The sequence below is a fragment of the Paenibacillus sp. FSL R5-0345 genome (assembly GCF_000758585.1).
Classification (GTDB): Bacteria; Bacillota; Bacilli; order Paenibacillales; family Paenibacillaceae; genus Paenibacillus_AQ.
In genome coordinates, this window is record NZ_CP009281.1 from 4,953,809 (window position 1) to 4,970,134 (window position 16,326).

Consider the following 16,326-nt stretch of genomic DNA (forward strand, 5'->3'; position numbering starts at 1 on the left):
TTGAATCCGCTTTCACAATATAATAGCACTGGTTTAAGATTTGGTACGGTTTTTTAACGGCATTTACAATTCTATTGTCTTTATTAGCGGAAATGGTAAGATCAAAATCAAAGTCTATGCATTGGGGGAATTCATATGCAAACGCTTTATAAGCTTTTTAGGTATAGACATTTTACACTATCCTCCAAAATCCTCCTTATTTTCATCCTCCTTATCTCTGTACCGCTCGGTGTGCAGGGAGTTGTGACGTTTCTTGATTTCTCCAAAACGATTGAGCGGAGAACAGCTGACTATGCCGTACAGATCGTCGTTCAAATCAACACAAGCCTGGATAAAGTATTCACTGAGGAAAAACAGCAGCTGTCCATGCTGCCGCTCTACAATCCGGAGATTGTCAGGCTGCTCAAAAAGTACGGAAATTCTGAATACGCAAACATTCATCCGACAGCGCAGGAACGGTCGCAAATCTTCCACTATCTGGCCGGCTCGTCCTTTTTCAGGCCGGAAATACGCGGAATTCACTTTATTACAAATAACGGCGATGTCTTCACGAATATGGACCCCTATCTGATCAAGCCTCATTATACCGGGGGGAAGCAGGCTTGGTTCCAAGAAGTGATTCACGCAAACGGAGCATGGTTGGCGCTGCCTCAGCACTATCCTGACTATCTGATCGAGACGAAGCCCAAACCCTATGTTTCGCTGGCGCGCGTTATTATCGAACCCGGCAGCATGGAGTCGCTCGGCATCGTCAAGGTTGACTTCAGGCTGGATGTTTTCGAACAGCTTGCCGTCAACTTCAAGTACGACGAGATCGGCAGCCTGCTTGTACTGAATGGAAACAAAGAGCTGTTTTATCAGCAGAATATTGACGGGCTGGCTATAGACGTGTCTGAGCTGCTGAAAGACTCCTCCTTTACCGCCGAAAGCGGGGTATCGAAGACGATGATTGGAGGCAAGACCTTTCTGATTGTGACCCATACCTCGAACCAGACTGGGCTCAAGGTGGTCAGTCTGATCCCGCGCCATAATCTGATCAAGGAGACACTGCCCTTGCGCAGGCTGTCCCTGTGGATCGGCGGCGTCTGCCTGCTTGCTGCGGTCTTAATGGCCTTTTACTTCTCCAACCGGATAAGCCGCCCCCTTACCGAGCTGCGCAACAAAATGAAGCTTGTGCAGCAAGGCGACTTCGAGCAAAGTCTACCCGCAACAAGCCGGGACGAGATCGGTCAGCTCGCCAGGGGCTTTAATCGCATGTCTTCGGAGATTGAGCGCCTGATGAGCGAGGTGTACGAGCTTGGAGTGAAGGAACGGGATACCGAGATCGCGGCGCTGCTGAGCCAGATGAATCCGCACTTTATGTATAACACGCTCGAGTCGATTAATATGAAGGCCATCCAGCTGCAGCAGTACGATATTTCAGATATGGTCTCTGCCTTGGGCAGCCTGCTGCGCTACACCATTGATACTCGTTCAAAGCTCGTTCCGCTGCATATGGAGCTTTCCTTTATCGAGTCCTATGTCTACATTCAGCAGCTCCGCTTTGGTACTCGCCTGCACGTCGTCATTGATGCCGATCCGGCGCTCGGGGGGGGGCTATTCATTCCAAAGCTGCTGCTGCAGCCGCTCGTCGAGAACGCAATCTGTCACGGTATTGAGAACCAGCCCGAAGGCGGAAACGTGTGGATTTCGGCGTGCGGGGAGGGCGAGCAGCTTCTATTGACAGTCCGGGACGACGGTCCGGGATTGACGGCACAGGCACTTGCCCGGCTGCTAGACTCGCTAGGCGAGACGATTCAGAAGCCCCTGTCCTCCGCGCAGGAAGGACGGCGAAACGGAGTGGCACTCCGCAATCTCGATCAGCGGATCAAGCTGCTCTATGGTCAACCCTATGGCTTGCGGATAGAAATGACGCACAGTAAAGGAGCCTGCTTCACCATTGTGCTCCCAATCGGAAAGGAAGGGGATTCAATTGCGTAAAGTATTGGTCGTTGAAGATGAGGAGATCATTCGCAAAGGCATTGTTCAACTCGTGCATACCCTGCCGGGTGAATACGCGGTGACAGAAAAGGAGCATGGCAAAGCGGCACTAGAGCATCTGCATGCGAATGTGCCTGATCTGATCATCTCCGATATTCGGATGCGGGAAATGGATGGGTTGACTTTCTTGCGCAGAGCCAAGGCCCTTTACCCTTCCGTTCCTTTAATGATCATTAGCGGCTACGGGGATTTCGAGTATGCTCAGCAGGCTATCCGTATCGGTGTCGGCGAGTTCATGCTGAAGCCGGTAAACCGCAAAGCGTTCCTTCTGGCACTTGAGCGTCTGCTTGACCGGAGCACACCTGTGCCACAGATCCAGAGCGAAACGTCCGGACAAGCCATTATGTTTGAGGAGGGTGCATCGCAGCATGGCGACAAGCATGTCATCACTGCAATTAAATCCTATATCGCAGACAATCTGGACGGTGATCTTACGCTGCAGAGTCTGGCGGAGCTAGTCCATCTGCATCCGGCCTACATCAGTCGTCTGTTCAAACAGTGTACGGAAACAATGGTTTCCGAGTATATTACACAAGCGAGAATAGAGCGGGCCAAGTATCTGCTGTCACAGACGCCGCTCAAAATCTACGATGTCGCTAGCATATGCGGCTACCAGAGTCCGAAGCACTTCATGCTCGTCTTCAAGCAGCAGACAGGACAAACGCCGGGTGCGTTCCGCAACAATTACGACAACAGCCTCAGCCTGACAATAGGCAAGCAGGAGAATCACTAGCCTGGTTAGTGTTGCAAATGATATGGTTAATCATAAATGATATAAAAGTATTATTGACTAATATGTTATTTATATTTATTATTAATACCGTGAGCATGAGTGTGCATGTTCCGACTTCCTGGAGAGGAGTGTTTACACTTTCAATTCAGCATCATGTAAACGGATTCAAAAAATTGAAGGGAGTTTGATTATGCCAAAAAAGGGATTTAGAAATAGGCTTCTCTCAGTCTTCACCATCATACTTGCGGGTACGGGAATATTCGCCAGCGCTTCCCCCGTTTCCGCCGCCGTCACCTGGCCTTCATCACAAATACTGCCGACCTTATCCGCACCGGCATCTACGCTGGATGCTATAGGTCTTAAGACTGATTACTCCTACGGTGCAACAGGATCGCAAATCCAGCATGAGACGGGCCTAGCAGCAACGAAGGATCATCAGGATTACTGGGCAGCCCGCACCTCTATGGACACACCCAACAAGCTGATCGCTTACGGGCCCTATGCTACGGACATTCCGACCGGCATCAATACAGCCTTTTACAATTTGCTCGTGGACAACAATACGGCCAACAACGATAATGTCGTCACGATCGACGTATACGATTATACAGCCAATCAGATTCTCGCAACCCGCACGCTCACCCGCCAGGAATGGACTTCTGCAGGGTCCTTCCAGCGCTTCGAGTTAACCTACACCAACGCCACGGCCGGGCATGCGCTTGAGTTCAGGGTCCGCTGGCTGGGCACCTCCTATGTCGGTCTGTCCAGCGTTGGATCTTCACCGCGCAGTCTGGTAGATGCGTCCAACCTATTCACCTCCCTGAAGGGGCTGCTGGCTAAATCCCAGCCGCGTATTTACACACTCGGCGAGGAAGAGGGGAGCCACACCTGGGCGAACTCGCTGGGACTCGGGTATACAGATGTCGCAGACAAATGGTCGCTTCTAACCAAATATCGCAATGAGATCAGCGGCATTGTTGTCTACGATTACAATGTGCCGGACACGCTTAATCTCGCAGCCACAATTGCCTCTGTACAAAATGGTATCGTAGCGGGTCCTGAGCTGGTCCAGAAGCTGACGTCCGCCCCCTACAACCTGCCGATTCTCGAAGATCTGAGGAATGACTTCACGACCAAGATCCAGGTCTACGAATACTTGAAAGCTAATTACTGGCCGCAAACAACGCATCGGGTGCTGGTCGGCCTCGATCCGAAGCTGCCGGGACATTTGAGAGACTATGCCGCCGCCATGGGAGCCTCCGTCGTTTGGCTCGACCCGAGAATACCCGCAGAGGATGCCCTGCTGCGCCAATTCTTAGCCGATATGCCTGCCGGCACCGTATACATGGGCTGGTGGCCGGATGAAGCCTCCGGTGTGCAGCGTGTATCGGAATACGGCATATCAACGGTTGCCGCCGATTATTCCAACAATTTAACGGTGTTTGCCGGCACATCGCGTACCGTCACCGTCAAGCCCACGCCGAACAAAATACCGCTGGAAAATAAAATCTACGTTTCCTTGATCATGAGCGACGGCGACAACCTGCAATACATGGAACGCCGCTTCCGCAATCTCTGGGACAGTGCCAGCCGTGGTACCGTGCCGTTGGGCTGGACTATCTCACCTGCGATGCTCGATGCAATGCCCGGCGTGCTTGACTATTATTACAACACAGCCACAGAGAATGACGCTTTCATCTCAGGGCCGAGTGGCATCGGATATACCTATCCGAATTTCTGGAGCAACCAGGCCTACCTTGACCAGTTCATAGCCCAATCCGATGATTACATGAAGCGCAGCGGCCTGAAGGTGGCCACAATCTGGAATTTCATCAACGGTGGCATAAATGGCAACGTCGGCAACAGTTTTGCCAACAATGCTCCTTCCCTGCTTGGGCTTACCACGCAGCAAAGCGGAGGTGGCATTGACATTTACAATAGTTTGCTGCCTGCACAAGGTCTCAACGTAAACTATGGCGACTCTGCAAACGCATTAATCCACGAGATCAATCAGGGAATCGCTAGCTGGAACGGCCAGTCGCCGCGTTTCCTTTCCATTCAGGCGAATCCATGGCAGACCAACTACGAGGATCTTGTCACCACAGTAAATAGCTTTTCATCCAATCCAAATGTCGTCTTTGTCCGTACCGATACTTATTTCCAATTAATGAGGGAACAGAATGGTTTGCCGGTTGATCCGGACACACTCGTCGCGCGCCTGGAAGCCGAGAATACGAGCTATGCCGTTTCCCCGTTCAGCCATAGTGTCGGTCGCGCGGAAGACAATGGCTGGACAGCAAACGTTGCTCAGGACAGTCCCGGCTTTATGCTCTGGGGACCGTATGCTTCTACTTATCCTGCAGGCAAGCTGACGGCAACTTACCGGATCAAAATAGATTCACTGGCCGGCAACAACGACAAAGTCCTCACCCTTGATGTGCGGGACAACACAACTGGCGCAGTGCTCACATCGTACGATGTGTATCGCAGCCAGTTCAAGGCAAGCGGCCTACACCAGGATTTCAGTCTGGCATTCAATAATACCACCGGTCACGAGCTTGAGCTCAGAGCCTACTATCACGACAACTCCGCTGTGAATATCGACAAGGTAACGATTACGAAGAACATCGGCAAATACGAAGCTGAAGGCTCCGTAATCAGCCATACCATCGGACGCGCAGTTGAAGGTGGCTGGCAGGCGGACCCAGCACAGGACAACAGCGGCTTTATGCTGTATGGCCCTTATGATGCCAACGTTCCTGCAGGTGCACACAAGATCACCTTCCGCATGAAGGTGAACAACAACAGCACCGACAATGATGTAGTCGCCACAATCGACGTCCGGGATGCGACTACCGGCGAGACCATCATTCAGAGACAGCTTACCCGCCAACAGTTCTCAGCCGCCAATCAATATCAGGATTTCACCCTGGATTTCAACCATACCCAGCCCGGACATAAGCTTGAGTACCGCGTGCGCTTCGAGGACAAGGCGACCTTGACGATCGACAGCGTGATCAATAATTAATATCCGTAAACGGGCAAAACCATAACAGACGGGATGAGGCGGCTTCAACCGCTTCACCCCGTCTGTTTTTGCCGATATGCAACTGTTCCCTGTGAGTCAGTACCTGTCCGGCTTGCAAACACCAATATGCCTTGATTCCCGCCTGCAGGCGAATCAAAGCCTCCAGATCGTAATAATCTCCCCAGTTCATATGTCCATCCGGCACTCGGCACGAATAGCCCAAAAAGGATATCGTTCTGAAAATGGCCCGGGATCAGGAATATCCAATAAAGCCAGCCCCCATAATCTTTCCGGCAGTAGTGACGCCATTTCAAATGATATTAGAAACAAACCCGTTGAGAAAGCGGCTATGCTGTGTGCCCTTTCCATCTTGATTATAGACCTAATGTACTATCTTTTAAGACGGATAGCATAACCCGTAATATACCTTAATATAAATCTATATTTGCATTTACCTCTCTATTCTGACTAAGGAGGTGCCCCTGACTAACCCGTTCATCCTCTCAATTTCCGAAACAAATCAGCAAGACGATTCCATGCTGGGAATGAGGAATTAAGGAGACTAATTAAATGGAGGGTAATCAAGCATGCACAAGCAAAGAGCGGCAAGGAAGAAGTTAAAGGTATTCTTTAGTCTGGTTATGCTGAGCAGTCTGCTGTTTTCCGCAATCGGTTTCGGAGTTGAATCCACGGCAAATGCTGCAGCAGGCTTGGGAAGCGCGGACTTTCTAAAAACGAACGGAACCACTATCCGCAAAGCAAACGGCAGCGGGGAGACCGTTCATTTAAGAGGGACCAATGCGGGAGGCTGGCTAGTCCAAGAAGACTGGATGAATCCAACCAATGCACCTGACCAGAAGACCATGATGGATACATTGAAGTCCCGGTTTGGCGCCGCAGTGAGAGATCAGCTGGTGGCTATCTATGAAGACAACTATTGGACTACGCAAGACTTCGATAATCTCGCAGGCATGGGGATGAATGTAGTCCGGCTGCCCTTTTCTTATATGAATCTGACCGATGATAACGGAAATTTGAAAGCGGATGCATGGAAAAGACTGGACTGGTTCGTAAGCAACTGCAGCCAGCGGGGAATCTATGTCATCCTTGATATGCACGGCGCTTTCGGCTCGCAGAACGGCATGGACCATTCAGGCGAAATTAATGACGGCAATCAGCTGTACGGCAGCCCGTCCAACCGGGAGAAGACGCTCGCGTTATGGGAGAAGATTGCCGAACATTTCAACGGCAATCCCGCCGTTGCCGGTTATGACATTTTGAACGAGCCGGGAATCAAAGCCGCAGCCACCACCAGTCTGCAATGGGATTTCTATAATGAAATCTACAAACGGATCCGGGCCAAAGATTCCAATCACATTGTTATTATGGAATCCTGCTGGGATGCAGGCAATTTGCCTAACCCGAGCCAATACGGCTGGACGAATGTAGTCTATGAATACCACTACTATCCATGGGATGCGGTTTCCAGCACCTCCGGCCAGGCTTCTTATATTGCGAGCAAGGTCGCTGACATCACAAGCCACAACTATGGCGTTCCGACCTATATAGGGGAATTCACCTCTTTTGACCAAGAGGATGCCTGGAAGAATACCATGTCATCCTTCAATCAGCAGGGATGGAGCTGGACGACCTGGACCTACAAAGTAACCGGAACCAACTCCTCATGGGGAATTTACACCCATAATCCGCAAAAGGTGGATATTTATAACGACTCCCAGGATACCATCCGTCAGAAATGGTCAGGCGTCGGCACCTCAAACGCAACCGTGAACGCTAAGATCCACAATGTTATCAAAGCCTATCTGCCTGGAACGGTCAGCCCCGGAACCGGCGACGGCGGTGTTACCTTCTACGAAAACGATAATTATGGCGGGCTTGCCGTTATGCTCGGAGCAGGCTCCTACGATTTGAATCAAATGGTGGCGGCCGGAATTCCTAACGACAAAATCTCTTCAGTCAAGGTGCCTTCCGGGCTGAAGGTTACCCTGTACGAGAATCTGAACTTTGGCGGGGCCCAGCGGGTTCTGACCTCGGATGTATCCCAGCTCAGCGATTTCAATGATAAGACCTCTTCCATTAAGATTGAAAAAGCCGGTGCGACTCCATTCAGTGACGGCGAATATTATCTGACCTCGGTGGCCAATGGAGGCGTGGTTACGGCTGATAATGCTGGGGCGGAACCGCTAGCGGCCATCCGGCCTGCCATTGGTGGCGCATGGGAAACACTCTCGTTGAAAAACAACAGTGATGGAAGTGTCTCCTTCCTGTCGCAAGCCAATCAGAAATATATATGTGCGGTGATTGATGAATCCAACCAGCTACTGGCCCGCAGCACCTCCATCGGCACCTGGGAGAAATTCCAGCTGGTCAGCCTGGGTGACGGCACTTATGGAATCAAAGCCAGCGCGAACGGCACATTTGTGCAGGCCAATATGGATAATGGCGGCAGACTGGAAGCGACCAAGGATCAAGTGAACGGTGCCTGGGAAGCCTTCAAAATCACCAAGGTCGGTGACAGCTCGGGCTTGGTCTATGACGACAGTGTGGCCTCGAAAAAAGCGGAGTTTTTTGTGGATGCGGGCTATCAGGGGAAAGCCGTCCAGCTTGGAGTCGGCACGTATAACTATAACAGCCTGGTCAGCAAGGGGTTGTCCAACGACGCCATTTCATCTGTCAAAGTGCCCAAAGGCTACAAGGTAACTCTATATAATGATGATAACTATAGCGGGGGAACCAAGGTTTTATTTGAGGATGCATCATCCTTAGGGAGTTATAATGATAAAGCCTCTTCATTGAAAATTGAGAAGGCCAGTCTCGCCAACCTTGCTGCCGGTAATTACTGCTTCACCTCGATCGCGAACAACAAAGTCGTCACGGCCGACAACAGCGGCAAAAATCCGCTGGTCGCAAACCGCGATTCCTATAGCGGTGCCTGGGAGACCTTTACGCTCGTGAACAACAGTGACGGCACGGTTTCCTTCCGCTCTGCGGCCAACAACCAATATCTGACCGCTGTCGTTGATGAAGACAGCCAGCTATTGGCGAGAAGCACCACCATCGGAAGCTGGGAACGATTCTATATTGAGAGTATTTCAGGCGGACAATACGGTATCTATGCCGCCGCCAACGGCAAATACATCAATTCAGACCAAAATAAAGGCGGCAAGCTGCTGGCCAACAGCGAAACGATAGCCGGTGCCTGGGAAGCCTTCTGGATTACCCTAGTCAACTAAGAGCAGGAGAATTTGACGGTGAGTTAATATAAGGGCAGCAGCCACTCTGCTATTGCAAAATGGCTGCTGCTCTTTAGGTTTGCTATGAGAAAGTTTGAAGAACTGCTGCAAGCATTGTCTCAAAACACTGCCTTGATGATATTCGATCATTAACTATAAAAGCTGATTTTCTTCACTTTTCACCATATGCTCATCTCTATACTGGCCGGGACTGACGCCTACATGCTTCTTGAACACTTGGCAGAAACGCCGGGACAGAACGGATACATCCCCAGGCTGGCAAAAATATACCACGCGCTCAGGCTGCCGTTATCTTCATCTCCGGGCAGTCCATCCATCTCAGCGCTGAACAGCTCCTCCGCCGTTTTTCTCACCCAGTACTGGGTTTCGGACGGCGAGCCGATCACCGCGAAGATATAGGGCAAATGAAAGCTCGGCTGGTTGCTGATGGCAAATTGCCCGAAATCGACAGCAGCCATCTCCGACATCTCATGAATCTCGATCTCATAGCCTCCGGTCTTGAATTCCGGAGGAACGGTCATCAGCTCCTTCATCCGGGCCAGCAGCACCTCTCTTCCGCCCATCTGTTCAGCCAGACCCAGCATGTCATGCTGAACGGCCCAGCTGCTTTGCCAAGGACCTCCTTCACAGTAGGCTCCGCCCCACTTCAGGAGATCAAAGGCCTCCAGCCAGCTTCCATCCGCTTTCCTGGCCCGCATGAAGCCAAGCTCAGGGTCAAGCAGGCGGGTGTAATTGCCCGCGCGGCCGATCAGCAGCTCGTAGTCTTCCTTTCGCCCCAGACCCTTTGCGACCTGGGCAACACAGAAGTCCCCGTACGCATAATCCAGGGTGCTGCTGACGCTTTCATGATAGACCTCTCCCGGCAAGTATCCGTATTGTTCATAGGCCTCGAAGCCCTTTCTGCCGAAACGGGGGTCCTTGGAGGCCTGCAAGGCGTGCTTGCGCAAGCCTTCATAGGCAAGCTCCACATCAAAGCCTTCGATGCCTTTCGCGTACGCATCGGCGAGCACCGCATCAATCAGTGTCCCCGGCATGGAGCTGCGTTCACCCGGCGAGCACCACTTGGGCAGCCAGCCACCCTCTTGATAGGCATTGACATAGGATTGCAGAATCTCGCCCAAACGGCTTGGAAAGAGCAGGCTGAACAAGGGATAGGAAGTTCGGAACGTATCCCAGAATCCGTTGTCGCAGTACATCGGCCCTTTCTCAATTTGTCCGTTATATGGACTGTAATGGACTTTTTGCCCGTCCTCCGTAAATTCATGCCACATCCGGGGAAACAGACAGGTCCGGTACAGGCAGGTATAGAAGGTGCGGAGCTTGCGTTCGCTCCGGTCCTCCACCTGCACCCGGCTCAGCGTATCTTCCCAAGTCTCGGCCGCTTCCGCCCGGACAGCCTCGAAGGATTTGCCGCCGATCTCCTGACGGAGATTGGCGGCGGCCTGCTCGATGCTGATGAATGAAGTGCCTACCGTAAGCCCCGCTTCGCCAGACTCCGGCAGGCACAGGCCGATAAAGGCTCCGACACGTTCACCGGTTCCGCTGAGTTGAATAACAGTCGCCCCGTCCCCTGTGAAGGTGCCGCAGGCCTGTACATCAAAGTCGCAGTCGAAATCCATCACGAAATACATAGCGAAGTTCTCGGGAACCCCCTCCGAGTTGGCCCGGGTATACCCGCTCAGTCTTCGGGCGGCAGGGTCGATTGTAACCAAGGATTCGCCTGCAAACGGCACGGCGAGCATTCTCGCCTCCTCACGCTGCGTGAACTTCAGGCGAATGCTCGCACAGCGCTCTGTCGGGCTTAGCTCGAGCGAAGCCCGATAGCGACGCAATGAAATACGGAAATAATCGGGCATCACCGTCATGTCCTCCGGGCGAAAGGAGGAAGAACGTTGCCTGGCCGGCAGAGCCAGTACTCCGCTCTGCGGCATCAGAACGAGATGTCCATAATCCCTGATCCATGGACTGGGCTGATGGGTCAGACGAATCCCTTCGAAATGACGGTGAGAGGGATGGAAGAACCATCCATGGCCAGCTTCGTCCGTTTGCGGACTCCACGCCGCCATGCCGAATGGCCGGGCAATGAGCGGAAGCGTATTTCCGTTGGAAAATCGAAATGTGGACGCTGTCCCCTGCAGAGGATTGACATGCTGTAATAAATTCAAGATAAAACACCAACCTTTTCTTCATGTTCTATTTCTAAAAAACAGATGAGGCTGAGATTAGATAAACAAAACCTAGAACAGCGATTGGCTGCTAGGTTTTGCTTCATTACTCTTTATCGATTGCTTTGATAATCCTGTATCCGCAGCAGCATCGCTACTGCTTCCGCTCGGCTTGCTGTAGCATTCGGCACGAACTTGCCCTCGCCGCGACCGTTTACGATCCCGAGTTGGTGCATGGCTTCAGCCGCAGCCTTCGCCCACTTCGGAATGGCTGCGCCATCCGCGAAGCTGGTTGCGTCTTGCGCATTCAGCGGCAGCTCCAGCGCTCTCGCGATCATCGCCACCATCTCCGCACGCGTGATACGCTCGTTCGGCTGGAAGTTGCCATCCGGGTAGCCGCTGACGATTCCAGCTGCCACTGCCTCCGTCACCGCTTCCCTTGCCCAAGCGCCGATCTTCGCTTTATCCTCGAAGGCGAGAGTTGAGCCTTCCCCTTTCCAGCCAAGCGCTTTAGCCAGCATCACCGTGAATTCAGCCCGGGTAATCGCAGCGTTCGGTTTAAACGTGCCATCCGGGTAGCCGGTGATCAACTGCTTGCTCACCGCGTTGCGGATAGCATTCTCGCCCCAATGTCCGGCGATGTCCGTGAACGTAACAGCAGGCTGCCCCGGATTCGGTTCGACCGCCTTCTTCCCGACCGACATTACTGCAAATTTCGTAAAGTGGTTCACTACAGCCGTCATCCACTCTCCATTCACGACTCCGCCTACTTCTATCCATTCCCTCTTCTCTTCATTATAGTAGAAAATGGCAGCTCTCTGATTCGCACCTACCTTAGCCGGATCAAACTTCATCGTGAGGATGACCGATTTGCGGAATGGCCCCGGCACATTCTTCGTCATCTCATAAACAGAGCTGATGAAAGCTCCTTGATCGGCTTGCGGTATAGCCGCCGTCGCGAGCTTTTCAATGATCACTCGCAGTTCACTGTTCGCCGCACCTACCGGAAGCGAAACCATCACGTCTCCGTTCAGGCTCACTTCGCCGGATTTTCCGCTCGGGATAACAATGCTGCCATTCGTGGAGATGACCGTAGACAAAGCGCTAGTCCCTGTGCTACCAGAATCACCTCCGTTATCTGGCGTTACCGGAGCAAGCGGAGTCACAACAGCCATGTTCGAGAACGCGCTCTCCCCGGCCGCATTCGCGGCCTTCACCGCGAATGCATAGCTCATGCCGTTCGTCAATCCAGGTACCGTATAAGCGGTGGCCGTAATACCCGCCTCGACGAGTTCCCGTGATCCGGGATCGGCTGAGGCCTTCCCTCCCTTATAGCGGTAGACGGAATAGCTATTCGCCCCAGTGGCGGCACTCCAACTCAGAACCGTGCTTCCATTCCCTGTCGCAGCGCTCAGGTTTCGTGGCGCTGCCGGAACTTCCGGCAATGTCGCACTCGGCACTCCGATGATCACGTTGGAGAAGTCACTCTCCCCGGCCACATTAACAGCCTTCACCGCGAACGCATAGCTCGTTCCGTTGGTCAATCCGATTACCGTGTAAGTGGCCTCCGTTACGCTGGTAGTCAGCTTCCACTCGGCCGGATTGACCGGGGCCGATACACCTTCATACCGGTACACCGCGTAAGTAACCGCATCCGCTGATGCGTCCCAGCGAAGCCGCACTTCTGCGTCCCCTGCCACTCCGGTCAAGTTCACCGGGGCGAACGGAACCGTATGTGCTTCACCGGTGGGAGTCGCAACCACAGCGGGGGAGAAGTCGCCTACCCCGGTTAGATTAACCGCTTTGACTGCAAAGGTATAATTCGTTCCATTGGTCAGTCCCACAACCGTATAGGTCGTCGGTTTAAGGTCCGCTTCTACAAGCTGCCAAGCGCTTGGATCGGCAGGCGCCGCGTCGCCTTCGAAGCGATATACCTGGTAGCTGTCCGCATTCGGAACGGCATCCCAACGAAGCGTGACCTTCCCATCACCCACCAGCGCAGTCAGATTTGCCGACGCTTCCGGAACTTCCGGATTCACATAATCGGTTCCCCATTGAACGGTCGCACCGGTTTGCACTGTGATCGGGGAAAATGCGCCAGGTAGTTTCAGCGCTTCTCCGGATAATTGAATGGTCGCACCGTTAATATCCGTGTCGAAGATCTTCCCCATCCATGTCAGTCCCGCGACTCCACCGGTCGCTCCGGGTAACCGAACAAAGGCGGGAGCTCCAAGGTCCATACGATATCCATTGGCCATCCATACGTTATCGATGAGGTTAACGATTCCAAAGAGAGAAGGATAAATACTCGTCGCAATTGGAATGGCGTTGATATCGTCCGAAGACTTCTCGTATACCTCAGCGAAGGTCTTCGTTCGCACGATATCGCGGGTGACGGAATGAATGAATGAGGAGGCTTCCTCACTTAACCCGTGATCCAAGAGACCGTAAGTCATATATTGAGCGTTAGGTGCTTTAAGCCCTTTGAAACCTGCTAACTGCATCTCCGGGTTATACTCCGAGTGGAAGCGGTCCACCAGCTCATTGACATAATATTCGGGAAGTCCGAGCACATGGAGACCGGTGGCCACAGAACTGGTCTGTCCGGTGAGGTCGGGTCTACTTCCGTCCAGCCAATGCTTATAGAGGGTTGTCCCTTTCTTCGGGAAAAACCAGCTCTTGTAATCCTCGGTCAGTTTCAACCCCGAGTTTGCCCACTCTTCTGCATCGGCCGTTTTGTTGAGGCTCTCGGAGATTTGCCGCGCATATTCATAATCGATAATGAGCGAGATGACAAATTCCCCGTCCCTTTCATTCGGACCGCCGTCGCCGAAACTCCAGCGCAGATTGTTGGCAGCCCAGCGCAGATGCTTGACCAGATTGTCATAGATTCCTGCCAATCGTTCCTTGTCCCCGGTGATCTGATAGAGTATCCAGGCGGTCTGGGCCTTCCGGGCCGGAAGAGATTCTCCTCCCAGCTTACCGTCCGACTCGACACCTGCCATCATCCCTTCGAAGGTCTCCCAGGCAATATCCGGCTCCACATAAGCCAAGAACTGCATACCGAACAGAGAATCCCAGCTTGCCGAAGCTTCTGCTCCTTGCGGTCCGGACGTGTACATCGAAGGCTTCCCGGTGGCAATCTGCCGATGTGATCCCCCACACTCAGGTGTTGGCGGCAGTATATTTTGGGAAAGCCCGATCCATGCCATATAATACATTTGCTTCACATCTTCGGAAGTAACGCCGACTTTATTGACATGGAGAATATCGAAATCCTCAACCACCGGCACCTTAGCAAGAAATTCGTCCCAGTATGTTGCATACTTGGCTCGGCTGGTTGCAGCTCCTTCAAGCGTCGCCGCCGCTGTTGCTCTCTGCGCGGCCGTATCGACGGCGCTCGCGTCTCCACCAACGGCATAGCCGACGCCGACGGCATAATCTCCCTTCCCAAGCAAGGTCACAACCCAATAACCGGAGCCCGAAGAAGGTGTCTTCATCGCGTTGCGTCCCAAGCGCACATCATTTGCCGATGTGAAGAAAAACGGAACCGCATCTTGAGGTAAAGCGATGGCGTACGTGAAATCCCGATCCTTGTCAACGACCGTCAACACGTTCCCCTCGGCTGCAAAGGTTGCGGAGCCGGAGTACTCGCCAGCGACCGCGATAGCTCCGGCAGACAAGTCGGAGTGAATTGTCCGTGTCACCGATTCCGTGTCAAAGAAAAGATCAGAACCTGTAACCGCACCTGCAGAATAGGTTCCGTTATAATCGATCGCCTCGGGGCGCCATATCGTCTGCGACGTAGTTGCCGTATTTAGCCAGCGGTCATCGGAGTGAATAGCTAAATGATCGATTTTCGTCCATGAGCCCTGTCCGCCAACCTGGAAAATCTTGATCTTGAATTTTTTGACTCCCGACCAGCCTGTGATTCCGGCCAGATCGTAGGTAAATACTCCGGTATCCGAAGTGTCGCCTTGGAGGGTATAAGGCTCATACTGCCCGCCGGTATTGAGCTTGATGGCCCACTTTCCAGTGGTCTCCGGAATTTTCACACTGAGCGATGGCGTCTCGCTGAGATTGACAGTCACTTCACGCTCAATCGCACCGTAGCCATCATTCGATCTGATCGTGATTTTGCCCAGCCCGTCTTCATAATTCATAACGGTTTGATTGCCGGCGCTTTCAGCGGTTTTCCACAGTGTGGAAGTAACGGAATCGAAGACATCTTCGAACCCGATCTGCTTGCCCTCATAGGGATCCTTAGTATTTGTTGGCGGAACACCTTGAAATTGTAGGGAATCAAATTCGGCCGTATTCCCGTTTCCGCCGCTAACAAAGAGCATCACCTTGAAGGTCTGGTTGCCCGTCAATTCCTTTGTCTGAGGCAATGTCCTCAAATCGAACAGGAAGGAACCGGTTTGGGTCGTGTCCTGCTGAACATCCCGCTGATAGCCTTTATCGATTTTGAGTGCCCATTTACCGGTTGCTTTCGGCACGGTCACTGACAAGTAGGGCGAGTCTGTAAGGTTCAGGGTGATTTCCTTGGACGTGACGCTTCCCCAATCGCCGGTTGTCGTTACCACTGCGCGTCCATCTGTCGCAGAGGCGGTTACACCGGAAGTCTGCCAATCATTGGCGGAGAGATTGTCAAACGGCTCATTAAAGACGACCGGTTTTTGTTCGACACTGGGAGGCAGCATTCCGCTTGCTTGGAAGGTCTCCAGCAGCCGATCCTGTACCTTGGCTTTTCCTTGTACGTAATAGCCGCTACCGAGCGGAAAATGCGCGCCGCCGTCCGGATGGTTGCCCGGGTTGAGAACAATGCGAGAATCCGGGATGGACAGCCATCGTTGCTGCGTTGCCGAGCTGTCCGCAAGCTGGGCCGAGGTCATTGAAAGTGTCGAAGTCATCCCGCTTTCTTGCACCGGTGATGCGTAAATACGATCAACAAGATTCACAGAAAATAATGAAACGGTCAAAGACAAGGCTAAACAAGCACTTATCATTTTTTTCATGTGATTTTCAACCTCCTGAGTTCAAACTGAAGCCCGCCCCTCTTCTCTGCGGAGCTTCAGGTTGAGA

Annotated in this window: 8 protein-coding genes; 4 read left to right on the forward strand and 4 right to left on the reverse strand. The window is 52.6% G+C overall.

The features are described 5' to 3' along the window. Positions 1 to 135 precede the first annotated feature (135 nt). The 3 genes from R50345_RS21945 (at position 136) to R50345_RS21955 (ending at position 5,801) form a co-directional block, all read left to right on the forward strand. A complete protein-coding gene (locus R50345_RS21945; RefSeq protein WP_042130100.1) occupies positions 136 to 1,980 on the forward strand; it encodes a sensor histidine kinase in 1,845 nt (614 codons plus the stop codon). Beyond that, a complete protein-coding gene (locus R50345_RS21950) occupies positions 1,940 to 2,773 on the forward strand; it encodes a response regulator transcription factor (RefSeq protein ID WP_231573870.1) in 834 nt (277 codons plus the stop codon). Before R50345_RS21945 ends, R50345_RS21950 begins: the two co-directional genes overlap by 41 nt. 190 nt (positions 2,774 to 2,963) lie before the next feature. Next, entirely contained in the window at positions 2,964 to 5,801 is a 2,838-nt protein-coding gene (locus R50345_RS21955; RefSeq protein ID WP_052414689.1) for a GxGYxYP domain-containing protein, read from the forward strand. Here R50345_RS21955 and R50345_RS21960 read toward each other — a convergent pair. Beyond that, the gene (locus R50345_RS21960; RefSeq protein WP_231573871.1) at positions 5,791 to 6,006 is read right to left on the reverse strand and encodes a hypothetical protein; all 216 of its coding nucleotides are present in this window, start codon (positions 6,004 to 6,006) and stop codon (positions 5,791 to 5,793) included. The two genes, R50345_RS21955 and R50345_RS21960, sit on opposite strands and share 11 nt — an antisense overlap. After that, positions 5,988 to 6,110: a hypothetical protein gene (locus R50345_RS32230; RefSeq protein WP_269321968.1), complete on the reverse strand. Its 123-nt coding sequence runs from the start codon at positions 6,108 to 6,110 to the stop codon at positions 5,988 to 5,990. Before R50345_RS32230 ends, R50345_RS21960 begins: the two co-directional genes overlap by 19 nt. Positions 6,111 to 6,388: 278 nt before the next feature. Here R50345_RS32230 and R50345_RS30425 point away from each other — a divergent pair, with 278 nt between their 5' ends. After that, complete coding sequence (locus R50345_RS30425; RefSeq protein ID WP_052414690.1) at positions 6,389 to 9,055, forward strand: cellulase family glycosylhydrolase; 2,667 nt, start codon at positions 6,389 to 6,391, stop codon at positions 9,053 to 9,055. 218 nt (positions 9,056 to 9,273) lie between these two features. Here the strand turns inward: R50345_RS30425 and R50345_RS21970 are convergent, their stop codons facing one another. Beyond that, a complete protein-coding gene (locus tag R50345_RS21970) occupies positions 9,274 to 11,241 on the reverse strand; it encodes a GH92 family glycosyl hydrolase (protein WP_081954153.1) in 1,968 nt (655 codons plus the stop codon). A gap of 113 nt (positions 11,242 to 11,354) precedes the next feature. Beyond that, the gene (locus tag R50345_RS30435; RefSeq protein ID WP_052414693.1) at positions 11,355 to 16,259 is read right to left on the reverse strand and encodes an S-layer homology domain-containing protein; all 4,905 of its coding nucleotides are present in this window, start codon (positions 16,257 to 16,259) and stop codon (positions 11,355 to 11,357) included. Positions 16,260 to 16,326: the final 67 nt, after the last annotated feature.